The 24,331-nt window shown below is 72.5% G+C and carries 26 protein-coding genes; 9 read left to right on the top strand and 17 right to left on the bottom strand.

Annotated elements, in window-relative coordinates:
- Nucleotides 1–19: 19 nt before the first annotated feature.
- The 5 genes from SMIR_RS17815 to SMIR_RS17795 form a co-directional block, all read right to left on the bottom strand.
- Complete coding sequence (locus SMIR_RS17815) at nt 20–241, bottom strand: hypothetical protein (protein WP_168493761.1); 222 nt, start codon at nt 239–241, stop codon at nt 20–22.
- Nucleotides 238–2,094: a transglycosylase domain-containing protein gene (locus SMIR_RS17810; protein ID WP_248003018.1), complete on the bottom strand. Its 1,857-nt coding sequence runs from the start codon at nt 2,092–2,094 to the stop codon at nt 238–240. Before SMIR_RS17810 ends, SMIR_RS17815 begins: the two co-directional genes overlap by 4 nt.
- The gene (locus SMIR_RS17805) at nt 2,091–2,792 is read right to left on the bottom strand and encodes a hypothetical protein (protein ID WP_168493763.1); all 702 of its coding nucleotides are present in this window, start codon (nt 2,790–2,792) and stop codon (nt 2,091–2,093) included. Before SMIR_RS17805 ends, SMIR_RS17810 begins: the two co-directional genes overlap by 4 nt.
- The gene (locus SMIR_RS17800; protein ID WP_168493765.1) at nt 2,789–3,427 is read right to left on the bottom strand and encodes a SigE family RNA polymerase sigma factor; all 639 of its coding nucleotides are present in this window, start codon (nt 3,425–3,427) and stop codon (nt 2,789–2,791) included. Before SMIR_RS17800 ends, SMIR_RS17805 begins: the two co-directional genes overlap by 4 nt.
- A gap of 89 nt (nt 3,428–3,516) precedes the next feature.
- Nucleotides 3,517–4,455 carry a L,D-transpeptidase gene (locus SMIR_RS17795; protein WP_168493767.1) on the bottom strand — a complete coding sequence of 313 codons (939 nt, stop codon included), beginning with the start codon at nt 4,453–4,455 and terminating at the stop codon, nt 3,517–3,519.
- A gap of 134 nt (nt 4,456–4,589) precedes the next feature.
- Here SMIR_RS17795 and SMIR_RS17790 point away from each other — a divergent pair, with 134 nt between their 5' ends.
- The 3 genes from SMIR_RS17790 to SMIR_RS17780 are packed head-to-tail and all read left to right on the top strand — an operon-like array spanning nt 4,590 to nt 6,305.
- Nucleotides 4,590–5,201: a SigE family RNA polymerase sigma factor gene (locus tag SMIR_RS17790; protein ID WP_422664444.1), complete on the top strand. Its 612-nt coding sequence runs from the start codon at nt 4,590–4,592 to the stop codon at nt 5,199–5,201.
- Nucleotides 5,191–5,970, top strand: coding sequence for a L,D-transpeptidase (locus SMIR_RS17785; RefSeq protein WP_211118762.1), 780 nt, complete (start codon nt 5,191–5,193; stop codon nt 5,968–5,970). The genes SMIR_RS17790 and SMIR_RS17785 overlap by 11 nt, the downstream gene beginning before the upstream one ends.
- Before the next feature lie 41 nt (nt 5,971–6,011).
- Nucleotides 6,012–6,305: a ribosomal protein L7/L12 gene (locus SMIR_RS17780; protein WP_168493769.1), complete on the top strand. Its 294-nt coding sequence runs from the start codon at nt 6,012–6,014 to the stop codon at nt 6,303–6,305.
- On the opposite strand, the gene SMIR_RS17775 is transcribed toward SMIR_RS17780, so the two are convergent.
- Nucleotides 6,293–7,282 (bottom strand): hypothetical protein, encoded by a 990-nt coding sequence (locus SMIR_RS17775; RefSeq protein ID WP_248003019.1) that lies wholly within the window; start codon nt 7,280–7,282, stop codon nt 6,293–6,295. The two genes, SMIR_RS17780 and SMIR_RS17775, sit on opposite strands and share 13 nt — an antisense overlap.
- A 433-nt stretch (nt 7,283–7,715) precedes the next feature.
- Between SMIR_RS17775 and SMIR_RS17770 the strand changes: the two genes are divergently transcribed.
- Both SMIR_RS17770 and SMIR_RS17765 read left to right on the top strand, forming a co-directional pair.
- The gene (locus tag SMIR_RS17770; RefSeq protein ID WP_010986199.1) at nt 7,716–7,919 is read left to right on the top strand and encodes a cold-shock protein; all 204 of its coding nucleotides are present in this window, start codon (nt 7,716–7,718) and stop codon (nt 7,917–7,919) included.
- 245 nt (nt 7,920–8,164) lie between these two features.
- Nucleotides 8,165–8,443 (top strand): SCO5918 family protein, encoded by a 279-nt coding sequence (locus SMIR_RS17765; protein WP_168493771.1) that lies wholly within the window; start codon nt 8,165–8,167, stop codon nt 8,441–8,443.
- Nucleotides 8,444–8,489: 46 nt separating this feature from the next.
- On the opposite strand, the gene SMIR_RS17760 is transcribed toward SMIR_RS17765, so the two are convergent.
- The 3 genes from SMIR_RS17760 to SMIR_RS17750 all read right to left on the bottom strand — a co-directional run bounded on the left by SMIR_RS17760 (nt 8,490) and on the right by SMIR_RS17750 (nt 10,557).
- Nucleotides 8,490–9,383 (bottom strand): hypothetical protein, encoded by an 894-nt coding sequence (locus SMIR_RS17760; RefSeq protein WP_168493773.1) that lies wholly within the window; start codon nt 9,381–9,383, stop codon nt 8,490–8,492.
- 89 nt (nt 9,384–9,472) lie between these two features.
- Nucleotides 9,473–9,895 carry an ATP-binding protein gene (locus SMIR_RS17755; RefSeq protein ID WP_248003020.1) on the bottom strand — a complete coding sequence of 141 codons (423 nt, stop codon included), beginning with the start codon at nt 9,893–9,895 and terminating at the stop codon, nt 9,473–9,475.
- A gap of 200 nt (nt 9,896–10,095) precedes the next feature.
- Nucleotides 10,096–10,557, bottom strand: a complete 462-nt coding sequence (locus SMIR_RS17750; protein ID WP_282190316.1) for a cupin domain-containing protein — start codon at nt 10,555–10,557, stop codon at nt 10,096–10,098.
- 69 nt (nt 10,558–10,626) lie between these two features.
- Between SMIR_RS17750 and SMIR_RS17745 the strand changes: the two genes are divergently transcribed.
- The gene (locus SMIR_RS17745) at nt 10,627–11,637 is read left to right on the top strand and encodes an FkbM family methyltransferase (RefSeq protein WP_075031697.1); all 1,011 of its coding nucleotides are present in this window, start codon (nt 10,627–10,629) and stop codon (nt 11,635–11,637) included.
- A 59-nt stretch (nt 11,638–11,696) separates the two neighbouring features.
- Here SMIR_RS17745 and SMIR_RS17740 read toward each other — a convergent pair whose 3' ends face one another.
- From SMIR_RS17740 to modA, 3 genes are read right to left on the bottom strand one after another with little or no spacing between them, the layout of a single operon-like run.
- Nucleotides 11,697–12,782, bottom strand: coding sequence for an ABC transporter ATP-binding protein (locus tag SMIR_RS17740; RefSeq protein WP_168493775.1), 1,086 nt, complete (start codon nt 12,780–12,782; stop codon nt 11,697–11,699).
- Nucleotides 12,779–13,645 (bottom strand): molybdate ABC transporter permease subunit, encoded by an 867-nt coding sequence (gene modB, locus SMIR_RS17735; RefSeq protein WP_212727174.1) that lies wholly within the window; start codon nt 13,643–13,645, stop codon nt 12,779–12,781. Before modB ends, SMIR_RS17740 begins: the two co-directional genes overlap by 4 nt.
- Nucleotides 13,642–14,478: a molybdate ABC transporter substrate-binding protein gene (modA, locus tag SMIR_RS17730; RefSeq protein WP_168493779.1), complete on the bottom strand. Its 837-nt coding sequence runs from the start codon at nt 14,476–14,478 to the stop codon at nt 13,642–13,644. The genes modB and modA overlap by 4 nt, the downstream gene beginning before the upstream one ends.
- A 175-nt stretch (nt 14,479–14,653) precedes the next feature.
- Here modA and SMIR_RS17725 point away from each other — a divergent pair, with 175 nt between their 5' ends.
- The 3 genes from SMIR_RS17725 (at nt 14,654) to SMIR_RS17715 (ending at nt 17,429) form a co-directional block, all read left to right on the top strand.
- Nucleotides 14,654–15,130, top strand: coding sequence for a molybdopterin-dependent oxidoreductase (locus SMIR_RS17725; RefSeq protein ID WP_248003021.1), 477 nt, complete (start codon nt 14,654–14,656; stop codon nt 15,128–15,130).
- Between the two features lie 63 nt (nt 15,131–15,193).
- Entirely contained in the window at nt 15,194–16,126 is a 933-nt protein-coding gene (locus SMIR_RS17720) for a LysR family transcriptional regulator (RefSeq protein WP_168493784.1), read from the top strand.
- A 133-nt stretch (nt 16,127–16,259) separates the two neighbouring features.
- Complete coding sequence (locus tag SMIR_RS17715; protein WP_168493786.1) at nt 16,260–17,429, top strand: NAD-dependent formate dehydrogenase; 1,170 nt, start codon at nt 16,260–16,262, stop codon at nt 17,427–17,429.
- A gap of 59 nt (nt 17,430–17,488) precedes the next feature.
- On the opposite strand, the gene SMIR_RS17710 is transcribed toward SMIR_RS17715, so the two are convergent.
- From SMIR_RS17710 to SMIR_RS17690, 5 genes are all read right to left on the bottom strand, one after another.
- A complete protein-coding gene (locus SMIR_RS17710; RefSeq protein WP_168493788.1) occupies nt 17,489–17,884 on the bottom strand; it encodes a TOBE domain-containing protein in 396 nt (131 codons plus the stop codon).
- A gap of 55 nt (nt 17,885–17,939) precedes the next feature.
- Nucleotides 17,940–18,359, bottom strand: coding sequence for an XRE family transcriptional regulator (locus tag SMIR_RS17705; RefSeq protein WP_168493790.1), 420 nt, complete (start codon nt 18,357–18,359; stop codon nt 17,940–17,942).
- Between the two features lie 356 nt (nt 18,360–18,715).
- Nucleotides 18,716–19,435: an RES domain-containing protein gene (locus tag SMIR_RS17700; protein WP_168493792.1), complete on the bottom strand. Its 720-nt coding sequence runs from the start codon at nt 19,433–19,435 to the stop codon at nt 18,716–18,718.
- A gap of 349 nt (nt 19,436–19,784) precedes the next feature.
- Nucleotides 19,785–22,187, bottom strand: coding sequence for a WD40 repeat domain-containing protein (locus tag SMIR_RS17695; protein ID WP_168493793.1), 2,403 nt, complete (start codon nt 22,185–22,187; stop codon nt 19,785–19,787).
- Nucleotides 22,184–24,259: an AAA family ATPase gene (locus tag SMIR_RS17690; RefSeq protein ID WP_248003022.1), complete on the bottom strand. Its 2,076-nt coding sequence runs from the start codon at nt 24,257–24,259 to the stop codon at nt 22,184–22,186. Before SMIR_RS17690 ends, SMIR_RS17695 begins: the two co-directional genes overlap by 4 nt.
- Between the last annotated feature and the right edge of the window lie 72 nt (nt 24,260–24,331).

Raw genomic sequence — 24,331 nt, 5'->3', positions numbered from 1 at the left:
TGTGGGCTCGTGACGTGCGTCAGAGCCGGTCCATCCGGCTGTAGGGGCTGAGGATGCGGGCCTGGCGGGAACCGAAGTCGACGAGCATGGCGATGCCCTCTTCGACGCCGATGATCGTGCCCAGGCCGAACTGGTCGTGAGTGACCCGGTCTCCGAGGCTGAATTCCTTGGCCACGGGGACGACCGGGGCGGCGAAGGGGCTGGTGGGCAGGTGGCGCCGGGGCGCGGAGGGTTTCGTCATCGTGTAGCCAGTATGGGCTTTGTTTGGCCGGTTGGAAGCCCCGGATTTGGTTCCGCAGCCGGATCGTGGCCTTCGGCGGTGCCGACGATCTTGGACCAGACGCCCTCGGAGACGGACAGCGAACGGTTCCCCGCCGTGTACGGGAGGGGTGCGGGCAGGGCCGCCTTCTTGCCCTTGGCCGGGTGTTCCGCGAAGAGAGCGACGGTGAGGGTGAGATGTTCGTCGTAGGTCGTCTGCCAGAGCGTGCGCAGGCCCGCGGCGCCGGTGTGGGTGGCCGGGAGAGCGCCCGACCGGCTGTACAGGAACTTGGTGATCATCCCCGCGTCGGCGCGTGTCATGGCCGTACGGGTGCGGGGGTGGGCCTCGTAGAGGGTGCGGCCCGCGCGGGTGATCTTCGCGACGGTGTACGGCGTGGCGTAGACACCGTGTGCCGCCGCCGTGGCGTACGCGGAGGCGAGCCGGAGCGGGGTCGGGGCCGCGGTACGGGTGAGGTCCGTGAGGGGGTCGAGCAGCTTCATGCCGGAGAACGGCTGGAGCGCGGTGCCCGCCTCCACCGCTCCGTCCCGCGCGTCGTTGAAGGGCTGACCGGCGTAGTCCGCGCCGCCGTACAGCACGCGGACCGCGCCGTCGCCGGGGACCAGCGCGACCACGGCCGTGTGGACCCGGACGTCCCCGGTCGGTTTCGCCTCGGCCCCCTTCCCTCCACCTGCCTTCTCCTCGGCAGTCTTCTCCCCGGTCTTCTTGTCGGTGCCGTCGGCCGCCAGCTCCGCCGTCGCGTCCTGCGCCGTCAGGTCGAAGGTCGTACGGACCGTGTAGCCGCCGCGGGCGAGCTGGTCCTCGGTGATGCCGAGCCGGTCGGCGGCCTCCGAGGCGGCCGCGTCGATGAGGTACTGGCGCTGACCGTCCGTGTCGCCCGGCGGATAGAAACGGAAGGCCGGGAAACGGGCCGCGGCCCGCTGCGCGGACGTGATCGCGCCGCTGTGCGCCATCGCGTCCAGCACCCACTCCCAGCGGTCCACCAGCTTGGCCGTCACCTTCGGGTCGGAGCCGGCCTTCTCGTAGTACGAGGGAATGTTGATGACGGACGCGAGCGCCGCGCCCTGGCTCACCGTGAGGTCCTTGGCGTCGACGCCGAAGTAGTTCCGGGCGGCGGACTGGATGCCGGCCGCGCCCCGGCCGAAGTACACCGTGTTGAGGTAGCCCTGCAGGATCTCGTCCTTCGAACGGGTGCGGTCCAGCTTGATCGAGATCAAGGCTTCGCGCGCCTTGCGGGACAGCGACTGCTGCGGGCTGAGCAGGGCGTTCTTCACGTACTGCTGGGTGATCGTGGAGCCGCCCTGCCGGCCGCCGCCGCTCACCGTCGACCAGGCCGCCCGGGCGATCGCCTTCGGGGAGATCCCGGTGTCCGTGCGGAAGGACCGGTTCTCCGCCGCGATCACCGCCTCCTGCACATACCGGGGGACCTGCGAGAGCGGGATCTCCTGCCGGTCCACGGGGCCGCGCCGGCCCAGGTAGTCGCCGTGGTCGTCGACGAAGACCGTGCTCTGCATGGCCGTCTCCGGGTGCGGCTCGGGGATCTTCGTCAGGTGGTACGCCACCACGGCCGCGCCGACGAGGTTCGCGAGGAGCGCGAGCAGCACGACGATCGCGCGGCGCAGCCGACGCCCACGGGTGCGACGGATACGGATCCGCCGCTCGACGAGCCTGCGGCGCAGGCCCGCCATGAGCCGGCCGCGCCCACCGGCGCTGTGTCGCCCGCGGCCGGGGCTGCCGCCGCTGCCGTGGTCATCGGGGGTCACAGCGACGTCGGTGCCGCCGTCCGTGTCCACGTCGTCCACGTCCGCGCCGTTCACCGGCCGGCCCCCGTGCTCGCTGTCACCCCGCCCGCCGAGTCGTACACCGTGACTCTCCTGGTCACATCGACGGGCCTGCCGGGGGCGACCGGCTTCGGTGCGCTCACCATCGCGTACCAGACTCCCCAGTGCGGGCCGCCCGCGAGGGTGAGGGCCGTGCCGGCGACCTGGCCCGCGGTGGTCTCGATCTCGACCCGCGCCGCCTCGCGCTTGCCGCGGTAGACGCCGGAGAGGAAGTACCCCCAGTCTCCCGCGCCCTCCTGCCGGACGGTGACGCCGGGCTCGTCGGCGCCGTCCTTCACGCTGCTGAACAGTGGCCCGGAGTCGGCGGGCGAGGACCAGTGCGCGCCGTCCTCGGTGAGCCAGATCTTGATGCCGTGCGCGACCTCGACCCGTTCACCGGCGGTCACGACCCGCACCGTGGCCATGGGCAGATCGGCGGGGGACGTCACCTGCCCGTCGCCCGATTCCGGGGACACGGCCCCGCGCAGGGCGACCACGGCCAGCGGGACCACCAGCAGCGCGCACGCGGACCCCGCCACCGCGGCCGTACGCCGCCGCCTGCGCCGCCGGCCCGCGCGCTCGATGGCGGCCAGCGGCACGGCCGAGGGGGTGACGTCGTAGGCGGCTTCGGCGAACACCTCGCGCAGCGCCTCGGACTCGGCCGACGGGCGCGGGAACTTGCGGTGACGTTTCATGAGCGGGCTCCGGAGACGGGGTGTCGGCGGGCGGGGGACGGGGCGACGGAGGGGGTGGCGAGGCGGGCGGCGAGGGAGGGATGGGCGCGCAGGGCCGCCAGACCGCGCCGGGCGTGCGCCTTGACCGTGCCGGCCGAGCAGCCGAGCAGCTGCGCGATCTCGGCCTCGCCCAGTCCCTCCCAGTGGCGCAGCACCACCACGGCCCGCCGCCGCGCGGGCAGCGCGGCCAGCGCCCGGCCGAGCGCGTCCCGCCGGGCGACGGCCTCCGTGGGAACCGGTACGGCCCGGCGCGCCCGCTCGGGCAGGAACGGCGTCAGCAGACGGGCTGCGCGTCCTCTCCGCGTGCGGCCGAGGTGGGTTCTGACCAGGGAGCGCCGTACGTAGAAGTCGACGTCGTCGCGCGGGACGCGCCGCCAGCGGGCACGGACCCGGGCCAGCGTGGTCCGGACGAGATGCTCGGCCTCGTGAAGGTCGCCGGTGAGCAGATGCGCGGTGCGGACCAGACGGGGCCAGGCCGCGGTGGCGTACGGGGCGAACCCGCCGTTCCCGGCAGGCGCGCCGGGGGTTTCGGAGGCGGCGTGCGAGGCGGCATGGGAAGCGGCGTCGGAGGAGGTGTGGGAGGAGGTGTGAGGCACGGCCTGCGGTCTCTCGGAGTCGGGTACGTGGGGGGTGGGGGCGGACGGGGGAGCCGGGACCTGAACACCCGGCTCCCCCGCCCGCACGCTCACTTCAGCGCGCTGCCGGCCTGCCACTGGGCCCAGTCCGCGTTCCAGTCGCCGTAGCCGTTGCCCACGGCCACCGTGTCCTTGGAGCCGACGACGGTGACGACGTCGCCGGGGATGACCTCGTCGTAGAACTTCTTGGCGGTGCCGTCCGTCGCGAGCCCGACGCAGCCGTGGGTGACGTTCTGGTGCCCGGCGTACGTATTGGCCTTCGGGTTCTGGTGGAGGTAGGTCCCGGAGGTGGTGAGGTGGACGGCGTAGTAGTAATAGTCCGCGTAGGCGTCGCCGTAGCCGACGGTCTGCGAGTTCATGAAGACCTTGGTCGCCTTGTCGGAGACGACCATCGTGCCGTTCCAGGTGTCCATGCCCGCGGCGCCCGCGGTGATGGGCACATTCCGGGTCTGCCCGTCCTTGACGACCCTCATCATGTGCGTGCGCACGTCGACCGTGGCGACGAGCGAACGGCCCACGGTGAAGTGCCGGGTGATGCCCGAGCCCGCCCGGACGGTGACCTCTGTGCCCGGGCTCCAGTACGCGCGGGGCCGGAAGTCCACCCGCTGCCCTTCCAGCAGATTGCGGTCCTTCACCCAGCTCCAGGAGCCCTCGACATCGGCGTCGACCTTCAACTGCCGCTCCACCTCGGCCCGTTCACCGGTGGGTATCGCGTGGTCGAAGGTGACGGATATCGGCATGCCGATGCCCACGGTCTGACCGTCGGCGATGTTGATGTGCGCGCCGGTCAGCTTCGCGAGGGGTTTGGCCTTGACGGGCTGGGTGGTCGGCTTCTGACCGGCCGCCGTGCCCGGCTTCGCCGCCGTGTCCACCTCGGTGCCCGCGCTCTCCGTCACCGCCCCCTTCGAGCAGCCCGCGAGCGCGAGCGCGCACAGGGCGGCCGCCGTCCAACCGGCCGCGATACGACGGCTCCTGGCTCTCCTGGTCATCCTGATCCCCCTGCGGTGTGTTTCGATGTGCGGCGTACGGGACCTGTACGCACGGCACGGACCGCCGGGTTGCACGGGGTGGCGGAAATTCCGAAGTCTCCGGCGGGGGCACGACCGAGGAAGAGACGGGGGGCATGACCGAGGAAGAGTTCGACGCGTTCTACGCCGCCGCGTTCCCCCGGCTGACCGGTCAGTTGTACGCATTCACCGGGGACCACGGCGAGGCGCAGGACGTCGTCCAGGAGGCGTTCGTCCGCGCCTGGGACCGGCGGCGGGATTTCCTCGCCGAAGGGGCGCCGGAGGCGTGGATACGGACCGTGGCGATGCGGCTCGCGGTGAGCCGCTGGCGCCGCGCGCGCCGCTGGCTGGAACTCGTCCGCCGCACCCCGCCGCCCGAGCACACGCCGGGCCCCGACCCCGAGCGCACCGCGCTGGTCGCCGCGTTGCGCACGCTGCCCGAGGCACAGCGGATGGCGCTGGTCCTGCACCATCTGTGCGACCTCAGTGTCGAGCAGGTAGCCTCCGAAACCGGTGCCCCCGTGGGCACGGTCAAGGCCCGGCTGTCCCGCGGCCGGGCGGCGCTGGCGCAGACGCTGGCGACGGCGGACGAGTGGGAGACCGCCGATAGGGGCAAGAAGAGCGCGGACAGGGGGAAGCCGGCCGCGGGTTCCGCGGACTCGCCGCGCTCCGCGCGCTCGCTGGATCCGACGGACGAGGGGAAGAGGGAGGACGACCGTGTCCGATGAACTCGCCTCCGGCCTGCGCGAGTTGGCCCAGGACGCCGAGACTCTCCCGTCGGTGTCCGGTGCCGAGATCCGGCTGCGGGCCGTACGCCGCAGGCGCCGGCGTTTTCGATGGACCGCCGTGACCGTCGCCGGTGCCTGCGCCGCCGCGAGCGTGGCCCTGGTCGTGGCCCTGAACCTGACCGGCGGCGACCGCGAGGACCGCCCCTCCCCGGCCGCGAGCCCCACCGCCCCGCCCAGCACCCCCTCCCCGGCCGCGCCCGACGCCACCGTCGACCTCTCGCGGCGCATGCTGACGGTCGCGGGCCGCGACCTGCCGATCTCCTCCGGTTCCGTCCGCTACCCAACGGCCACGGGACGGATGACGGTCGTCACGAAGGACAGCGTCAGGGCTCTGTCCTTGTTCGCGGGCAAGTACATGGAGAAAGTGGCCTGGGTGATCGGACTGCGTGCCGCCGACGGGACGACGAACTTCGTCGGAACCCTCACGGGCGACGAGAAGGCCCCCGGGAACTACGACGTCACGACCGGCTGGATCGGCCTGCGCCGCGCGGACGCGGTGTGGCTGTACAAGAAGTTGGCGCCGGGCGCGGTGGTCGAGATCAGGGGCGTGACCACCCCCACCCCGGCGACGGACCTGTCGCCGTCGGCGACCGAGGGCACGGTCCTGCCGGGCGGCACCGGCGGCGCCGCGACCTATCCCGGTCGGACCCCCGCCACGCCTGTGCCGTCAGTGCCCACAGCGCCTCCGGTGACGGCGGGTCTTCCCTAGGATGTGACTCCATCGGAATACTCGGTTTCTTCGTCCTCGCCATGATCGTCTTCGCGTGCTACGCGGGTCTGGAAGGCAGACTGAGCCGCAACGACCGCGGAGTCGCCCGCGTCGAGAAGAAGCTCGACCGGATCCTCGACCACCTGGGCCTGACGGAGGTCGACCCGGAGCTCGAACAGGTCGCCGCGCTCGCGCGCGAAGGCAAGAAGATCCAGGCGATCAAGGCGTACCGGGAGGTCACGGGCGCGGGCCTCAAGGAGGCGAAGGACGCGGTCGACCGGCTGGTCCGACCGCCGCCGCGAGACCTTCCGGTCCTCGGGGGTCAGCCCTCCTGAGCGGTGTCGTCAGTGTCGGCGGTGTCGGCGGCGGTGTTGTCGTCGGGGTCGGCGGGGCTTTCGGTGAGGGGTTCGGTGGGCGCGTCGGTGAGGGGGCCGGCCGGTGCGGTGGTGGGGCCGGCCGGCACGGTGGTGGGGTCGGCCGACGCGGTGGTGGGCTCGGCCGGCGCGGTGGTGGGCTCGGCCGGCGCGGTGGTGAGGGGGCGGCCCGCCAGGACGTCCTGGAGCCGCTGCGTACCGACCTGGACGGCCTGCTGGGTGGAGTCCTGCGCTGCCCCGCCGAGCCCGCCGTTGGTGAGGGAGACCGCCCGGTCCCCGACCCGCACGGCGGCGAAGTCCAGTGTCAGCATCGGCGCCGCGCCGGAACCGTCACCACTGTCGCCGGACGACGCACCGCTCATCGTCAGCCGCAGCCCCTCCCGCGCATCGCCCACCCCGGGCAACACCGCCGGCACGACCGTCACGTTGAGCCGCCCACCCCGCACGTCCGTGGACGTGAACTGCGCGCACTTCGCGGGCAGCGTCCGCAGCCAGGCCAGCTTGGCGTCCACCTCCGAAGGGGCGGCGTACGCGGCGACCTGATAGCGCAGCTGCGCCGCGTTGCCGCTCTCGTCGAGGCCCACGACGGCCCGGGCTCCCGTCGGCTCGCCCAGCAGATCCTCGGCGTACAGACCGTCGAGCAGTCGCTGACAGTCCGGCGTGTCCGTCCTGGTCTTGAGGAGCCCGTCCCGCCAGGTCGCCCCGCCCTGCGTCGCGGACCAGCGACCGCCCAGTTCGCCCTGGGTGATCAGCGCGGCCGAGGCCTGGGCGTCGGTGAGGGAGGGGGTGGCGGAGCCGGCGGGCGGCACGACGGGCGGCGCGTCCGCGGGCCTCATGACGCCGTGCAACGAGCACGCGGACGCCGACAACAGGAGGCCCGCGGTCAGGGCGAGGACGAGGAGACGGTACGGACCGGTAGGACCGTTCGGAACCTGCATGGCGGAGGCCTCCTGGGGGCGGACGCGCGAGTGTCCCTCCCACGCCACCACCGGGTCCGGCGGCCCACCAGCCGTGCCGGGCCGTCCGGGTGAGCGGCCCGGCCGAGCACCCCGCCACTGCCCGCAGGACCGCCCCGGTGAGGTCCTGCGGGCACATATCTGTCATGGCCGTGGTAGAAAATGAGCCGCCGTCCGGGCGGTTTTTTTATTCCCCGGGGTGGGGTGAGATAGTGCGCCGCCCTCCGGGAGCTGCACGTGCTAGTGTCGATATCAGTTGCAGTTGTGGTTCCCAAAGTCTTGGAGCGTACTTTCCGGTCCGTACCGGTCGGTCGCTTCTGAATTATCCGGGAGTTTTTCCGGATGGGGCAATCATTGCGGCGACGCGGACCCGCACAGTGTGGGTCCTCGAGCTTTGCCCCGAAGGAGATTTGACATGGCTACTGGCACCGTGAAGTGGTTCAACGCGGAAAAGGGCTTCGGCTTCATCGAGCAGGACGGCGGCGGCGCCGACGTCTTCGCCCACTACTCGAACATCGCCACCCAGGGCTTCCGTGAGCTCCAGGAAGGCCAGAAGGTGACCTTCGACGTCACGCAGGGCCAGAAGGGCCCGCAGGCGGAGAACATCGTCCCCGCCTAGTCCGGGACCTGCTGACGCCTGACTTCTGAGTCGGCCGACGCTTACAGGTGGCCGGGACCTGCACCATGAGGTGCGGGCCCCGGCCACCTGCTTTTTTCTTCCGTCCGGGTCGGTCCCGGTTCAGCACCGGCCGTTCCCGGTCGTTCCGGATTGAATTTCCGGCGAATTTTCTGGCCGCTGTGCCCACTTTCCGGTCTGCCGTGCCCACCTTCCGGCGCCGTGAAACTTCATCCCGCGGAGACACCATGCGTTGTGTGATCGCCCGTTTCCCCTTCGACCTCATCAAGAGTGAGGTCGAGCACTCGATGGCGGGCCGCGAGCCCGAACCCGTCACCAGCGCGTCCGTGGTCATCGGCCCGCACACCTACCCCGTCAAGCAGGTGGGGGAGGTCATCACCAAGCAGGACCGCCGCGACTTCACCGAGGTCGAGGTCGCCCGCGCCCTCACCCGTCTGGGCTTCGTCTGCCGCCCGACCGTCACCCCGGCCCGCTCCGCCGTTCCCAGCTGGGCCGAGACCGCGTAACACCCCGTCCGGCCCAGCATCCCCGCTCTTTCTCCGCAGCTTCTCCTCAGCCCTTCATCCACGGGGCGCGGGGGACGCCCATCCGCACCCTCGTGGCCACGAAGTCCACCGTCGCGTAGTGGCCCGGCGACATCCGGGCCGTGACGCGGCGGAGATTGCCGTCGGTGTCGATCCAGTAGGTGAGGCTGGAGTCGTCGGCGGGGCTCGCGGAGGGGCTCGGGCCAGGGCGCGGGCCGGAGAAGACACCGTAACCGTGGCCGTCCAGGCGTTCGTCGCGCAGCCACAACGGACCTGAACGGGCGAGGAGTTCCGCGTTGTCGGGCCGGTCCGCGGCCACGGACAGCACCAGGCGCAGGGCTCGGTCCAGGGGCGCCGTGGAGTAGGGGCGGCGGGTCCACTCCTCGCGCTTGAGGGTGCCGGCCCTGCGGACGGCCTGCGCGGCGGTCGTCACGATGTCCGGGGCGGGGGGCCTGGCCGTCGTCCGGCCGGGCTCGGCGCCGGACGTGACAGCCGGCGGACGGGCCACGGCGAGGCCCTCCAGGTCCCAGGCGAGCAGGCCCTGCAGGGTCCGGGTGTCGTCGACGATCTCGTACGCGCCCACGGCCCGGCGCACATGGTGGTCGACCACCGCACGCACCGTGATCGTCCCGTCCCCCGTCTGCACCGCGGGCAGCCGGATCGTCACCTCCGAAGGACTCGCCTCGTAGGCGCGGAACCGGGCCAGTGCCATGCGCTGGGCCTCGTCCGCCGAGACCGGGTGCGGGGACGCGTCTCCGTTGCCGGAGAGCAGGAGCAGGAGGGCGGTCAGGGCGCCCGCCAGCGCCGTCGTGGCCGCTACCGCCGCCACCCAGATCTTCTTGCGCGGTGTGCGCGGCTCGCGCGGCGGCTGCGACACGTGGGGCTCGCGGGGCCCGGGGGGCTCGTCAGGAGAGAAGCGCATGCTTGTCTCTACCTGTGGGCGGGCGCTCCACCGGTCGACTCCGCTGGACGGTCCGCCCCGGGTCACTCTCCCGGGTGAGGCGGGCGGGGCTACACCGCCAGGATCGCCCGGACGGTCTTGCCGCCGACGCCCGTGTTGACGACTTCCAGGCGGTGGGCGAGCTGCTGGACCATCGCGAGGCCGCGGCCGCTTTCGGCGTCGGTGTCCACCAGGCCGACCCGGGGGTGACCGGGGCTGTCGTCATGGACCTCGACGGTCACCTCGCCGCCGTGGCCCAGCTGGAGCCGCAGCCGGCAGCCGGTACGGCCGTGCCGGACGGCGTTGGCGACGAGCTCCGAAGCGATGAGCGTGGCGTCGTCGACCTGGTCGGCGGTCGGCGCCGCCGTCCGCGGACGTGGACGGGTCAGGAACGCCGAGGTCAACCTGCGGGCCCTGCCTGCCGAAACGGCCGCGCGCGGCAGTGTGTACTCCACGCGGGCGGTCAGTCGGACGGCGCGCTGCTGCGCACGCATGACAACCTCACTTCCCCTCCCAGGACAACCGGTACCCGGCGACCGGACCCCCGCCGGCCGGAACCCGCGCGAAACGGTGCGCGGCCGGTCCTGCCCCCGGGTGATGCCCGCCCCCGGCGATCGGCAACCAGGGGCGGAGGTCACAAAGCCGCCAAGGATGTACAGAGTTGCTGGTGGTTCGCGGCAGGGTTGCCGTCGGTTCACGGCCCGTTGCCGAGGAGGCGGAAGTCCGCGTAGTCGAAGCCGGGGGCCACCACGCAGCTGACCAGGACTTCTTGGTCGCCGGCCGGGCGGGCGGACTGCCAGACGTGGCCGGGGACCAGGGCCTGTGGGCGTTCGCCGCTTTCCAGGGCGGGGCCCAGACGCAGGACCGTCGGCTCCCCGTCCGGGGCTTCGCCGTCGCCGCCGAGGAGGAGGTCGAGGGGGCCGCCGCGGTGCCACAGCCACAGTTCGTCGGAGCGGACCGTGTGCCAGGCGCTGGTCTCCCCGGGGGACAGGAGGAAGTAGATGGCGGTGGCGGCGGCCCGGGGACCCGGGTAGCCGTCGGGGTGGAAGTCCCGCGCCGCCCTCCATGTCTCCACGAACCAGCCGCCCTCGGGATGCCTCCGCATGCCCAGTGCGGCGGCCGTCGCCGGCTTCTCCGGATCGGTGCTCGTGTTCACTCGCCGTCCTTCCGCTCGAAAGTTCTCCGACCACTCCCGTGTCTCACAGGAGTCTGAAAGGGTGTGGGGATGCCGACCCTTTACAGAAGAATGCTCGGTCTGCTGCCCCGGATCGGGGTGCGGGTTCTTGATCTCGGTTCGGGTGCGGCGGTGGTCTACCGGCGCGGCAAACGCACTCGCGTCCCCTTGGGGCGCGCCGCCGATCTGATCGCCCGCGGCAGCGGACAGTACGTGGTCACACCGGTGGGCGCGGAGGCGAAGGCGGACATGTGGGTGGTCGCCCGTGAGCCTTCGTCGCCGGGTGATGTGTGGGGCAGTGTCTCCTTCGGTGAGTCCGGTGGGCGGCTGCTGGTCGACGAGACGGCCTCGGCGGCCGACGAACGCCGTTTCCAGCTTGCCGCCGCCGAGTATCTGTGTACCCAGCACGTTACTGCCCTGCTGGAGAAGTACCAGGTCAACTGCGTCTTCGACGTGGGCGCCAACTCCGGCCAGTACGGGCGGCGGCTGCGCAAGCTCGGCTACACCGGCCGGATCGTCTCCTTCGAACCCACCAAGGACGCCTTCGAGAAGCTGGAGCGCGCCGCCAAGAAGGACGACGACTGGTGGGTGTACAACGTCGGGCTCGGCCGTGAGGACTCCGCCCAGTCCATCCACGTGGGCTGGAACACCATGAACTCCCTTCTCCCGCCCAGCGACTACGGCAAGGACCGCTACCTCCGGTTCGCGAAGACCAACACCGAGGAGATCGAGATCCGGCGCCTCGACGGGATGCTGGAGAAGGCGCTCGACGGCATCGCCGACCCCCGGCCGTATCTGAAGATGGACACCCAGGGCTACGACCTGGAGGTGTTCGCGGGGGCCGGGGAGCGGATCGCGGACTTCGTGGGCATGCAGTCGGAGGTCGCGGCCCTGCGGCTCTACGAGGGCAGCCCCCGGATGAGCGAGTCGATCGCCACGTACGAGGGCAGCGGGTTCGAGATCTCGGGGATGTACCCGGTGACGCGTGAGGAGAGCACCGGCCGGGTCGTCGAGTTCGACTGCGTGATGGTCCGCGCGGACGCGGTACCCAAGGCGGAGTGACCCGAAGGATTGCCCAGAAGGAGTGACCAGAAGGAATGAGGCCTCCTGGTCACTCCTCGTCAGGCGGGATACGCGTGAGTCTGGGTGGCCTTCACCGTCGCCCAGACCGGCGCCCCGGTGTGCAGGTCGAGCTCGGCCGCGGCGACCGTCGTCAGGTCCGCGGCGAGCGCGAGCTCTCCGGTGAGGTCCGCGCGGATCTGGTCGCCGTGCGTCTCCAGGCCCGCGACCTCGCACCGCCACATGTTGCGCGCGCTGGAGCCGGTCGGACGGTCGCGGTACAGGGTGACGGCGCTGGGCGGGAACGCCACGAAGACGGGACCGGCCAGACTCTCGGTCGTGGTGATCGCCGGACCCGTGTCCAGCCGTACGGTGTGGCCCTCGGCCGCGCCCCGGTAGAGGTTGAGGCCGACGAGCTGGGCGATGTAGTCCGTGCGCGGATGGCGGGCGATGTCCGACGGCGTCCCCTCCTGGACCACCCGGCCGTGCTCGACGACCACCAGCCGGTCGGCGAGCACCATCGCGTCCAGCGGGTCGTGCGTCACGAGTACGGCGACGGCCTCGAAGTCGCTGAGGTGGCGCCGGAGTTGGGAGCGCACGTCGAGGCGGGTGCGGGCGTCGAGCGCGGCGAGCGGCTCGTCCAGCAGGAGCAGCCGGGGGTGGGTGGCCAGCGCGCGGGCGAGCGCGACGCGCTGTGCCTGTCCGCCGGACAGCCGGCGTGGCTTGGCGGCCGCGTGCTCGGCCAGCCCCATCCTGTCCAGCCACTCGGCGGCCCGCTCCCGCGCCGCCGCTTTCGGTACACCCTGGCAGCGCGGCCCGAACGCCACGTTGTCCAGGGCGGACAGGTGCGGGAAGAGCAGATAGTCCTGGAAGACGACGCCGACCGGGCGGGCCTCGGGCGGCGTGCGCCCCAGGTCCGCGCCGTCCAGCCGGATCCGGCCGCCGTCGGACAACGGTGTGAGCCCCGCCAGCGCCCGCAGCGCGGTGCTCTTGCCCGCCCCGTTCGGCCCGAGCAGCGCGACGACGTCACCGGGCGCGGCGGCCAGGGCGACGTCGAGACGGAAGGCGTCGCGGTGGACGACCAGATGGGCGTCGAGGCCCTTGTCGGAGGCGGGGGGCCTGCCCGAGGGGAGCGTCGGGTCCGTCATGACGGCGCCGCCGTCCAGCGGTCCCTGAGGCCCGCCAGGACCGCGATCGACACCGCCAGCAGCACCAGGCTCAGGGCGATCGCGGCGGCCGGGTCGTTCTGGAGGGCCAGGTAGACGGCGAGCGGCATGGTCTGGGTGCGGCCGGGGAAGTTGCCGGCGAAGGTGATCGTCGCTCCGAACTCGCCCAGGGCGCGCGCCCACGCCAGTACGGCTCCGGCGGCGATCCCGGGCGCGATCAACGGCAGGGTGACCCGGCGGAACGCGGTGAACCGGGAGGCGCCGAGCGTCGCGGCTGCCTCCTCGTAGCGCGGATCGGCTGCCCGTAGCGTGCCCTCCACGCTGATGACCAGGAACGGCATCGCCACGAACGCCTCCGCGACCACGACGCCCGCCGTGGTGAACGGCAGCGTGATCCCGAACCACGAGTCCAGCCACTGCCCGACGACGCCGTTGCGCCCGAGCGCCAGCAGCAGCGCCACGCCGCCCACCACCGGAGGCAGCACGAGGGGCAGCGTCACCAGGGCCCGCACGAAGCCCCGGCCGGGGAAGTCCGTACGGGCGAGGAGCCAGGCCAGTGGCACGCCCAGCACCAGGCTCACCCCGGTCGCCGCCGTGGCGCAGACCAGGGACAGCTGGAGCGCCTGCCAGACCGCCGTACTGGTCAGCTGGTTCGGGAGGTCCCGCCAGGGGGCCCGTATGAGCAGGGCGATCAGGGGGAGCAGGAGGAAGGCCAGGCCGACCAGGGCGGGGAGGAGGAGGGGGAGCGGGACCCCGGCCGCCCGTCCGCCCGTCCGGACGCGCCGGCGCCGCGGCCCACCGGTGAGGGTGTCGGCCGCGGCGTCGGAGGCGTCCAGCTTGGTCACGGCTGCAGGAATCCCGCGGCGGTGAGGACCTTCTGGCCCTCGGCGGACTGCACGAGCGCGATGAACGCCTTCGCCGCCTCCGGGGTGGGCGCGTCCTTGAGCAGGGCGATCGGGTAGTCGTTGATGGCCTTGGCCGACTCGGGGAACTCCACGCCCTCCACCTTGTCACCCGCCGCCTTCACATCGGTCTTGTAGACGACGGCGGCGTCGGCCTCCTTCAGCTCCACCTTCGTCAGGGCGCTCTTGACGTCCTGTTCGTAGGAGGCCGGGGTGAGCTTCAGCTTGCTCGCGTCCAGTGCCTTCTGCGCGGCGGCGCCGCACGGCACCGTCTTGTCGCAGAGCACGACCTTGAGGCCGGATTTGGTGAGGTCCTTCAGGGAGGCGACCTTGTCGGGGTTGCCGGGCAGGGTCGCGATCTCCAGCTGGTTGCGCACGAAGGTCGCGGGCGTGGTCGCGGCGTCCTTCTTGTCCGTCACGATCGCCATCGTCTTGGGGCTGGCCGCGGCGAACACGTCAGCCGGGGCGCCCCCGGTGATGCTGGCGGCGAGCGTGTCGCTGCCGCCGAAGTTGAAGGTGACCTTCGTGCCCGGGTTGGCCTTCTCGAACTCCTTGCCCAGGGTCGTGAAGCTCTCCTTGAGCGAGGCGGCGGCGAACACGGTCACCGTGCCGGAGAGCTTCGGCGAGGAGGAGGCCGAGGTGTCCGACTTCGGGGAGGAGTTGGAGGAGGAGTCGGAGTCGGAGGACGAGCAGGCGCTCAGGGCCAGCAGCGCGGCGGCACCGACGCCGGCCACGCGCAGAGTGCGGGTGCGGGTCCGGCGCGTGGATCGGGTCATCACGGGTCTACTCCCTCGGAAGCCTCAGGCATGCTTACGCCGATCATACTTCCGCAGATGCAAGCCGGAAGTCTCCTGTCACATCGCATGAGCTGCACGATCGTTGCCTGTGTGTATGCATGTGCGTTTGTACGGGACCGCCTCCTGGGTACGGACATTCGGGAGGTGGTGCCCAGTGGGCCAGTCCCTGACGCAGTCGCCCGCTCACCCGCTCGCGTCGGTCGCCCTGACCGGAGACCTCGCCCGCCCGGTCCGGCTGACCGTGCCCGACCTGTTGGCCTGGCCCCAGCATCGGGCCCGGGTCAGCTTCGAGTGCGCCACCAGCGGCGTACAGCACCACCGCTTCGAGGGGCCCCTGCTGCACGACGTCCTGCACGACGCCGGACCGGGATTCGACCCCGCCCGCCGCAAGGACCGGCTGCGCTTCCTCATCGCGGTGGCCGGGGCGGACGGTCATCACGCGCTCCTCACCTGGGCCGAGATCGACCCGGACTTCGCACACGCCCCGGTCCTCCTCGCGGTCGCCATCGACGACACCCCGCTGGACCGGGCGGGCCCCCAGCTCGTACTGCCCCAGGACCGCTGCGGCGCTCGGCACATCAGCGGCATCAACGCGATCCGCGTGGACGGGCGCTACCCGTCATGGACTTAGCTGCCGAGGGCATGGACGTGACGCGGGGGCGTCTGCGAGCCTGACCCGCCGGGGAGGTCGTGGATGCTGCTGCGTCAGCTGGAGTACCTGGTCGCGCTGGCCAGGGAGCGGCACTTCGCCCGTGCGGCGGCCGCCTGCTTCGTCTCGCAGCCCTCGCTGTCCGCCGCGATCCGCCGTCTCGAACACGAGCTGGACGTGCCGATCGTGCGCCGGGGCAGACGGTACGAGGGGCTGACCCCGGAGGGGGAGGTGGTACTCGCCTGGGCGCACCGGATCCTCGCCGAGCGCGACGCCCTGCACCAGGAGTTGTCGGCGCTGCGCGGCGGACTCACCGGCACCCTGCGCCTGGGTATCGTCCCCACCGCGCTGCCCGCCGCCTCCCTCCTCACCACCCCGTTCTGCCAACGCCACCCGGGGGCCCGCGTCCGCCTGGAGTCCCTGTCGTCGGCCGAGATCACCCACGGGCTCGCCGAGTTCGAGCTCGACGCGGCGATGACGTATCTCGACGACGCAGAGCTCCGGCACGTACGCCGCTTCCCGCTGTACGAGGAGCGGTATGTGCTCCTCACCCCGGTCGCCGGTCCGCTCGCCTCGGTGACCAGGGCCCGCTGGGCGCACGCGGCCGCCCTGCCCCTGTGCCTGCTGAGTCCCCGCATGCGCAACCGGCGGATCATCGACGAGTGCTTCGCGGCGGACGGTGCGAAGGCGACCCCGGCGATCGAGTCGGACAGTGTCGCAGGGCTGTACGCGCATCTGCCCAGTGGCCGCTGGTCCAGTGTGATCTCCCATGCCTGGCTGCACATGTTCGGGGTGCCGGAGGGGATGCGGGTGGTGCCGCTGGAGGGACCGGCGCACGGGCCGCGGGTGGGGCTTGTCGTGGCGCGGGACGATCCTCCGTCCGTCCTGGCGGAGGCGCTGTTGAAGGTGGCGCGCGAGGCGGGGGTGAGGGACGCGCTGGACGCTCTGCTCCACACCTATCTGGGCGGGCGCGGTTGAGGGCGTGTTGATAGCCGCCGTCTATCCGGGCATAGCGACGTTCGCTTTGACCAGCGCGATCGGCTCCGAGGATCGTGACAGCACCGTCCGTTCAACGGAGCCCGCGATCAACGGAGTTGAGGAGAGCCGCGTCATGGCCAAGGTGCTCTGCGTGCTGTACGACGACCCGACCGACGGATACCCCACCACGTACGCCCGGGACGATCTCCCCGTCATCGACCACTATCCCGGCGGCCAGACCACGCCCACCCCGAAGGCGACCGACTTCACCCCCGGCCACCTCCTCGGCAGCGTGAGCGGTGAACTCGGTCTGCGCCGCTTCCTGGAGGAGCGCGGGCACACCCTGGTGGTCACCTCCGACAAGGAGGTGCGCGGCGGTGAAGGCTCGGTCTTCGACCGGGAGCTGCCGGACGCGGACGTCGTCATCTCGCAGCCGTTCTGGCCCGCCTATCTGACTCCCGAGCGGATCGCCGCCGCGAAGAACCTGAAGCTGGCGATCACGGCGGGCATCGGCTCCGACCACGTCGACCTCGACGCGGCCATCGCGCACGGTGTCACGGTCGCCGAGGTGACGTACTGCAACAGCATCAGCGTCGCCGAACACGTGGTGATGATGACGCTCTCCCTCGTCCGCAACTATCTCCCCTCCCACCAGGTCGTCCTGGACGGCGGCTGGAACATCGCGGACTGCGTGGCCCGTTCGTACGACCTGGAGGGCATGCACGTCGGTACGGTCGCCGCCGGGCGCATCGGGCTCGCGGTGCTGCGCCGCCTCGCGCCCTTCGACGTGAAGCTGCACTACACGGACCGGCACCGGCTGCCGGCGGAGGTGGAGCGGGAGCTCGGGCTGACCTTCCACGCCACGGCCGCCGAGATGGCGTCGCACTGCGACGTCGTCACCATCAACGCGCCGCTGCACCCGGAGACGGAGGGCCTGTTCGGCGACGAGCTGCTCGCCACGATGAAGCGCGGCGCCTATCTCATCAACACGGCGCGGGCCCGGATCGTGGACCGGGGCGCCGTCGAACGGGCCCTGCGCAGCGGGCAGTTGGCGGGGTACGCGGGTGACGTCTGGTATCCGCAGCCCGCGCCGGCCGACCACCCCTGGCGCACCATGCCGCACCACGGCATGACCCCGCACATCTCGGGTTCGTCGCTGTCCGCGCAGGCCCGTTACGCGGCGGGCACCCGGGAGATCCTGGAGTCGTGGCTCGACGGGACCCCGATCCGCGACGAGTACCTGATCGTCGACGGGGGTGCGCTGGCGGGGACGGGGGCGCACTCGTACTCCGTCACCCGATGAGCGGGTAGACCGACGGCCGTCGAGGCCGCCGCCCGAGGGCCTGATTCGAAAGACAGGCCCTAGGCCCGGTCGATGTGCACGTTCGTCGACTTCACGCGGGCGGTGGCCTCCATGCCGACCTCGAGGCCGAGTTCCTCGACGGCCTCCCGGGTCAGCAGGGAGACCAGCCGGTGCGGTCCGGCCTGGATCTCCACCTGAGCGGCCACGTCGCCGAGCTTCACGGCGGTGACGATGCCCGGGAACGCGTTGCGCACAGAGGTGTAGGAGGCGTCCTCCTCACCGCTGCCGCCCTTGGCGAGCTCGACGGAGAACGCGGCCAGATCCCGCCCGTCGATCAGCCGCCGCCCGCCCTCGTCCCGGTGCGTCGCCACCCGCCCGGCGTCCGCCCACCGTCGTGCGGTGTCCGGGCTCACGCCGAGCAGCCGTGCCGCCTGACCGATGGTGTAGGACTGCATGCGCGCCAAGATAGGCGCGAGATCCTTGCATATGCAAGCAAGCCCGTGGGGTGCGTCAGAGATCGCCCTTGACGTACGAGCGGGCCGCCGCCATGACGTCCTTGTGCCGGTCCTCGGCGATGGCCTGCAGCGGTGAGTCGTCCTCCAGCTGCGGATTCATGCCGATCATCCAGGCGCGTGCCGTGTGGCAGTTCTCCTGGAGCTCGATGATCTGGAAGACCTGGTAGGCCGCCCGCAGGCGCAGCTCGGAGTCGATTCTCGGGCTGTTCTGGGCGCTGGACCACTTGCCGACCTGCTTCGGGTCCTCGATACCGGCGATGAACGCGGTGAGTTTCTGCCCGAAGTTGTCCTGGAGGAAGCGCGCTATGTCGGCGATCGACTTCTGGACCGTGTTGGCGTGCGCGGTGGTCTCGGTGACCGTGTCGGTGACGCTCGCGGTGACCGTCTTGGCCGCGGACTCTCGCAGTGGCTGCATGATTCCTCGCTTCGTGGCGGTCATGAAACGGGTAAGACGCGGGATGGCGCGAGGGGTGACAGACGGGGTGTCAACATGGCGTCTCCTCAGTTGTGTTGAGGGAAGTCTACCCGTCAGAGGGTCTCTCACTCCACCGCTTTCCCCCCTTCAATCCCCTGTGAAATCCCACCTCGAAAATGGCGTGAGGGGTTTGACCAGGGGTTTTCTCCGGAGCCGTCGACGGGTGCGGGACGGAGCACCGCTCGATCGGGCGACGCGGGTGCGGCCGAACGCCCCGGGGGCGGGCGCCGTTCGGCGGACCCGAAGGCTCGTTCAGGAGATCCGCGAGCCCCGTTCAGAAGATCCGATAGTCCCGTTTAGAAGACACGCAGGCCGTACTCCGCCGCGACCGCGCGCAGTTCGGGGGACTCCGGCTGGATGGGGCGCCGCTCGGCCTCGACGAGATCGACGTCGTGGAAGATGGCCCAGCAGGTGCGCCCGCCGTATCCGGAGCGGTAGGCGATGCCCTGGGCCAGCCGGTGGCCGGCGTCGTTGCGCTGGGCGACCGTCCAGGCCGCGATCTGCCGGGCGAGCCTGCGGTCGCGTCCGTGGATGTGCGGGTCGGTGAGCGGGGGTTCGATGTCCCACGCGGCCAGCTCGCCCCGGAGTTCGCGGGCGAGGACGGCCCGGGTGGACTCGGCGTCGACGTCGAGGAACTGGGCGTCCTTGGCGGGTTCGAGCCGGACCAGGATGTGGTCCTCGCGCCAGCCCGAGGCCAGGTGGCCGAGCCTCATGTGGCTGGGCCGCTCGTCCCACTCGTCGCCGATGAGCCCGCGCAGCTTGGGATGGACGCGGAAGGGCGCGAGCGCCTCGGCGTAACAGCCGGCCGGATCGCTGGCGCAGTACAGCGTTCCGTAGGTGGCGAGGCTGAAGCGGCCTGCGCTGGAGCTCTGGCTGGAGCCTTGGCTGGTCTCGGGGTCGAGCCGGTTGTACTCCTTGGGGTGATCCCTCTTGCCCAGCCGCCACACTCCGCGTTCCGGAGCGGGGACGAGGGACGGTAAGTGGGCTGTGGTCACCGCCGAAGGGCTGTTGTTCATCCTGGTCCTCGCTGCTGAGCCGATGGTCTGCGGCCGCTGCCGCACTGCCGGGGCGCCGCCCGGCGGGCCGAGGGGCCCGGGGCTCGGGTGGCCCGCGTGCCGTGCGGAAGGTGCCGCGCGGTCCGCACGAGGCGCGTGATCCCTGTGTCCCGCAGGTTTCCGTGCCCGTACGTTCCCGTAGCCGTACGTTCCCCTCGCCCGCATGTTCCGCCGGAACATGCGGGCGATCATTCTCCCGTGGCGCGCGCCCCAGGATGCCCGCTTCCACGCCGTGGCGGGGGCGCGAGAGGGGGGCGCTGGAGCATACGGGAGGCGCACGCGCACATTCGGCGGCCCGGCGGGCGCCGGATCAGCGCCCCTCCACTCGAATGTCGAACACACATACGCCTGCGACTCCCGCCGCGAGGAGGACGGGGTGCTCGGGGCGCGGGCCGCCCGGCTGCCGGGCGTCGAGGATGCCGAGCGGGCTGCCCGTCACGATCCGCAGCAGGTGCGAGCCGGTGCCGATGTCCCACAGGTGGATGGTTCCGCCGGGGCCCGTCGCCGCGAGGCAGGGGCGGCCGGTCGCGGTCCGGAAGGACGCCAGCGCGGCCACCGGCCCGTCGCCGATGTCCAGCCGCCGCCCGACCGGCCGCCCGGTGCCGGGATCCCAGAGCCGGACCGTGCCGTCCTCCCCGCCGGACGCGACGAGGACGGCACGGTCCGGGTCGTCGACGGGCACGGCGACGACGGCGTTGACGACCCGCTGCTCGCAGTGGAGCGGCGCCCCCGCGGGCCGCAGCGTGGCCGGATCCCAGAGCCGTACGGTCCCGTCGGTGCCCGCGGAGACGATCCGCGGACCCTGTGCCGTGTCGAGCACGGCGACGTCCCGGACGCTGAGCAGATGGTCCTCCCGGCAGGCCAGCACACATGCCCGGTCGAGGTCCCAGAGCCGTACGGTGCCGTCGGCGCCCCCGGTGACCAGCAGGGTCCGTCCGTCGTGCGGGAAGGCGGCCATCGACCGTACCGGCAGGCTGTGGCCGAGGAGCCCGGCCAGCCGTGCGGGAGCGGCGTGGGCCCCCCGGTCAAGGGACCAGAGCTGGACCCCGGCGTCGCTGTGCGCGGTCACCAGCAGGGGCTCGCCCCGGACGAGCGCCGAGGCGAAGGCGGTCACCGTGGCGTGTCCCGCCGGGAGTGCGGCCGAGCGGCCGGTCCCGGTGTCCCACAGCGCCGTACCGGACTCGTCGGCCACGGCGATCAGCGGCGCACCGGCGGTGGACCCCGCACCCGACAGCGCCGCCGCCGTGACGGGCCGTCGGACCGCGCGCCCGGCACCCACGCCCGGCCCGCCCGGCTTCCAGCGCCGCAGGGTGTGGTCCGCGCCGGCCGAGACGAGGAGCTCCTGCGGGGAGCCCGGCAGCGTGGTCAGAGCCACCGGAGGAGCGGTGTGTCCCTCCAGGGCGCCGCCGATCGCCGCGCCCGTCCGCGCGTCCCAGACCCGCAGGGTGTGGTCGCTGCCCCCGGAGGCCACCGCCGCCCGGCCCGCCACGGTCAGGGCGGTCAGGGCGATGGCGGGCCCCGCGGGCGGAGCCGGCGCGACGGCCGTCTCCCGGCCCGTCGAGGCGTCCCGGAAACCGATGTACCCCGAGTCGTCGCAGAGCGCGTACCGTCCCGGCGCCGCGAGGTCCACCAGGGCCCGCACCGCCCCCTGATGCTCGTGCTCGTGCGTGTACCCATCGGCCCGCCGGGGATCCCAGACACGCACCCGCCGGCCCTGGGCCACGGCCAGCACCATCCCCTCCGCCCCGCCCAGACCGACCCCGCTCAGCAGGGCCGGAGCGGGATCGAGGGCGGGCAGCGGGGTGTCGACGGGCCGGAAGGTGACGGGATCCAGCGCGCCGAGAGCGCCGTCGCTGTGGGCGACGAGGACGACCTCCGGGCTGTCCTTCGCCGCGAAGAGCGTGAGGGCGCTGACCCAGGTGCCGGGGCGGTGGACGGGTTCGGCGAGCAGCTGGCCCCGGGTGAGGTGCCAGACGCGCACCGAACCGTCGGTGCCCGCGGAGAGCAGCAGGTCGCCCGGGAGCGGCAGCAGATGCTGGACCGCGCCGCCGTACGTGTGCAGCGGCGCCATCGCCGGTACGCCGTGCGGCTCCCACATGCGGATCGTGCCGTGGCTGTCGCCGCTGACCAGCAGCGAGCGGCCGTCGGCGGTCGTGGTGCGGGTCAGCGATTCGAGGCGGGTCTCGGAGACGGCCAGTACGTTGTCCTGCGCCGTCCAGTCGCTCCACAGCGGGGTGATGCGCGAACCGGACACCCGCGCGGCGGACGTGTCGAGCGGGGTGCGGGGGCGGGTCGCCGCGTGCTGGGCCAGGTGCAGGCTCGTCAGCCGGGACTCCGGACCGGCGCCGCCGATGAACGGCTCGATGCGGGCCCACGCCTCCAGCCACTCCTGCCGCCGCGCGCTCACGGGGCCGCTCTGCCGCAGCAGTGTGCGCACGTTCGCGCTGGACTCCCAGGGCAGTACGGCCGGCGGCACATGGGCGTCGTCGAGGACCTCGCCCCGGGCCGCGTGCTGCGCCAGGTGACGGCTGAGATACGGGTGGGGCGGGATCGTCGGGTCCGCGGCGACGAGCCGGGACAGCGCCTCGGCGATGAGCCGGTGCGCGTCCTTGGTGTCGGCCCACGCCTTCGAGTCGTCGGCCCACGTCTTCGAGTCGCCCGTGTCGGAGCGGCCCGGACGGGGCGCGCGGTACGGGCTGTCCGCGTCGCTCATACGGCGCCGCCCCCGACGCCGGCCAGCAGGTCCTGGCGGGGATCCCGCAGGAGCTCGGACAGGGCTTCGTGGGCCGGCCGGTACACCAGCCGGTCGTCCTCGTCGTCGTGGGCCAGATATCCGGCGAGCCTGCTCTTCAGCAGGTTCTCGATCATCCGGTCCGGGTCCTCGAGGGGCCGGCCGAGCAGCGCCCCGGCGACGGCAGGCCACACGTCCGACCAGGGGATGCCCGCGCCCAGCGCGAACGCGGCGGCCCGCAGCAGCGCGAGGGCGACCTCCGGGGGCAGTCCCTCGTCCTCGACGAGCGCCAGATCGCGCCGGAGCAGGCCGACGGTGCCCGCCTGCAGCAGTTCGAGCCAGTCGGGGTTGTCCGCCAGCGCGCCGGGGTCGGACGCGTGGTGCAGCTGCTCGCCGGCCAGCCGGGCGTCCAGGAACGAGGGCCAGACCCGCTTGGCGACGGTCTCGGCCGCCTGCCGGGTGCTGTCGCCGCCGGACGTCTCGTCGCCGACCAGCGCCTGGACGTAGTCGGCGATGTCGCTCTCGCTGTCCGTCTCGTCGGTGCGCAGCACGGACGCCGTGGGGAAGACCTCCCGGAGCGCGCCGAGCAGCCCCGTCTCCCGCCCCGCGGGCCCGGCAGGGGCGGCGCGGTCCGTACGGGGACGGCTGCTGCGTACGCCGATCAGCAGCCGCAGGGACCGCTGCCGCTCCGGACGGCGCTGGCCGGGCAGGGCGGGGGCGGCGCCGCAGTGGGCGGTGAGCGGGGCGAGTACGTCCCTGACCACGCGGAAGGGTTCGACGGACTCGTCCAGGCCGTCGAGGACGAGCGTGACCGGGTCGCCCGGCTCGTCCAGGTGGGCCATCAGCTGGGCGCGGCGCAGTTCCACCGGGTCGTCGCTCGGCCCGGCCGGGCGCGGTCGCAGTTCCAGGGCGCGCAGCAGGTCGCCGAGCACGTCGGAGGCGGTGCGGTGGCGGGCCAGTACGGCGGCGGTGACGGAGTTCTCGGGCGGGACGGTCTCGGGTGCGGCCGAGCGCAGCGCGCGGCCGTAGCGCGGGTCGTCGCGGAACAGCGGGTCGCTGAACGTCACGGCTCGCGCCAGCACGGCCGACTTGCCGCTGCCGGCGGTCCCGGTCAGCAGCAGGACGCCGCGGGGACGGCCGAGGAACGCGGTGATGGCGCGGCCCAGTCCCTCGCGACCGCTGAAGTACCAGCCGGGGTCGGTTTCCTGGGGGCGGCCGCTGGCGCGGTCGAGCCAGTGGTCGACCTCGTCGGCCGGGGTGGCGACCTGGCGGCGCGCGGGCCCCACCAGTTCCCGTACGGGCCGGTAGCCGGGGTTCGGCAGACAGGGCGTCAGGGTGGTCTGGCCGCCACCGTCCAGGACCCGCTTGAGCCGGTGCTTGCGCCGCTCGGTGTCGGTGCCGAGTTCGCTCTCGAACTCCGTCATCAGATGGGCGACGCTCAGCCAGGGCGTGGTGATCTGGGCGGTGGTGCGCAGCCGCTCCAGCACACGGCGCATCACCGAGGGGAACTGCCGTACCTGGACCAGCTGGTCGTGGGCGCAGGTGGCGACGACGTCCAGGCTGCCGCCGGTGCGCCGGCTCGGCAGGATCTCCTGGTGCAGTTTCTCCAGCTCCTCGGCGATCCCGGCCGCGTAGCAGGTGTTGATGACGACCAGGACGTGTTCGGCGCGGGAGTCGAGGGCGGCGGCGACGATCTCGCTGGTGCGGATGGCCGTGGCCAGCTGGCGCCGGGGTTCGGTCCTCGGCAGCTGGAGGAAGTGGGTGCGGGAGGCGCCCAGTTGGCCGTGGCCCGTGATGAAGACGACCAGGGCGCGGCCGCGCATCTCGCGCACCTTGCTCTCGTGCAGGAAGCGCTCCACGTCGTAGCGCTCGCGCAGCTCCGGCGCGGGGACGTGCGTGAACGGCTCCGGTGCTCCCGGGGCGCACCACCAGTCGGCCACGACGGACAGCTGTTCGTCGATGCCGGCGGTGAACTCGGTGTCCCCGTCGTCGTAGTCACGGACGGCGAGGGTCAGCAGGGTGCGCCGCGCGGAGTCCTCGTCCACGGCGGTCACGGCATTCACCGACGCACGGCCCGCCGTGGCCCGCCCCGTATCGTCGGCGTCCCCCGGCTCCCCGATCCTGAC

It is taken from the genome of Streptomyces mirabilis (assembly GCF_018310535.1).
In the GTDB taxonomy this organism is placed as follows: Bacteria; Actinomycetota; Actinomycetes; order Streptomycetales; family Streptomycetaceae; genus Streptomyces.
Note: the sequence above shows the minus strand (reverse complement) of the source record. Positions and strands in the feature narration are given on the sequence as shown.

Bases quoted from the DNA above. Each gene is read 5' to 3' on its own strand.
- SMIR_RS17815 (WP_168493761.1), bottom strand. From the start codon at position 241: ATGACGAAACCCTCCGCGCCCCGGCGCCACCTGCCCACCAGCCCCTTC.
- SMIR_RS17805 (WP_168493763.1), bottom strand. From the start codon at position 2,792: ATGAAACGTCACCGCAAGTTCCCGCGCCCGTCGGCCGAGTCCGAGGCG.
- SMIR_RS17795 (WP_168493767.1), bottom strand. From the start codon at position 4,455: ATGACCAGGAGAGCCAGGAGCCGTCGTATCGCGGCCGGTTGGACGGCG.
- SMIR_RS17790 (WP_422664444.1), top strand. From the start codon at position 4,590: ATGACCGAGGAAGAGTTCGACGCGTTCTACGCCGCCGCGTTCCCCCGG.
- SMIR_RS17780 (WP_168493769.1), top strand. From the start codon at position 6,012: ATGATCGTCTTCGCGTGCTACGCGGGTCTGGAAGGCAGACTGAGCCGC.
- SMIR_RS17775 (WP_248003019.1), bottom strand. From the start codon at position 7,282: ATGCAGGTTCCGAACGGTCCTACCGGTCCGTACCGTCTCCTCGTCCTC.
- SMIR_RS17770 (WP_010986199.1), top strand. From the start codon at position 7,716: ATGGCTACTGGCACCGTGAAGTGGTTCAACGCGGAAAAGGGCTTCGGC.
- SMIR_RS17765 (WP_168493771.1), top strand. From the start codon at position 8,165: ATGCGTTGTGTGATCGCCCGTTTCCCCTTCGACCTCATCAAGAGTGAG.
- SMIR_RS17760 (WP_168493773.1), bottom strand. From the start codon at position 9,383: ATGCGCTTCTCTCCTGACGAGCCCCCCGGGCCCCGCGAGCCCCACGTG.
- SMIR_RS17755 (WP_248003020.1), bottom strand. From the start codon at position 9,895: ATGCGTGCGCAGCAGCGCGCCGTCCGACTGACCGCCCGCGTGGAGTAC.
- SMIR_RS17745 (WP_075031697.1), top strand. From the start codon at position 10,627: ATGCCGACCCTTTACAGAAGAATGCTCGGTCTGCTGCCCCGGATCGGG.
- SMIR_RS17740 (WP_168493775.1), bottom strand. From the start codon at position 12,782: ATGACGGACCCGACGCTCCCCTCGGGCAGGCCCCCCGCCTCCGACAAG.
- modA (WP_168493779.1), bottom strand. From the start codon at position 14,478: ATGACCCGATCCACGCGCCGGACCCGCACCCGCACTCTGCGCGTGGCC.
- SMIR_RS17720 (WP_168493784.1), top strand. From the start codon at position 15,194: ATGCTGCTGCGTCAGCTGGAGTACCTGGTCGCGCTGGCCAGGGAGCGG.
- SMIR_RS17715 (WP_168493786.1), top strand. From the start codon at position 16,260: ATGGCCAAGGTGCTCTGCGTGCTGTACGACGACCCGACCGACGGATAC.
- SMIR_RS17710 (WP_168493788.1), bottom strand. From the start codon at position 17,884: ATGCAGTCCTACACCATCGGTCAGGCGGCACGGCTGCTCGGCGTGAGC.
- SMIR_RS17705 (WP_168493790.1), bottom strand. From the start codon at position 18,359: ATGCAGCCACTGCGAGAGTCCGCGGCCAAGACGGTCACCGCGAGCGTC.
- SMIR_RS17700 (WP_168493792.1), bottom strand. From the start codon at position 19,435: ATGAACAACAGCCCTTCGGCGGTGACCACAGCCCACTTACCGTCCCTC.
- SMIR_RS17695 (WP_168493793.1), bottom strand. From the start codon at position 22,187: ATGAGCGACGCGGACAGCCCGTACCGCGCGCCCCGTCCGGGCCGCTCC.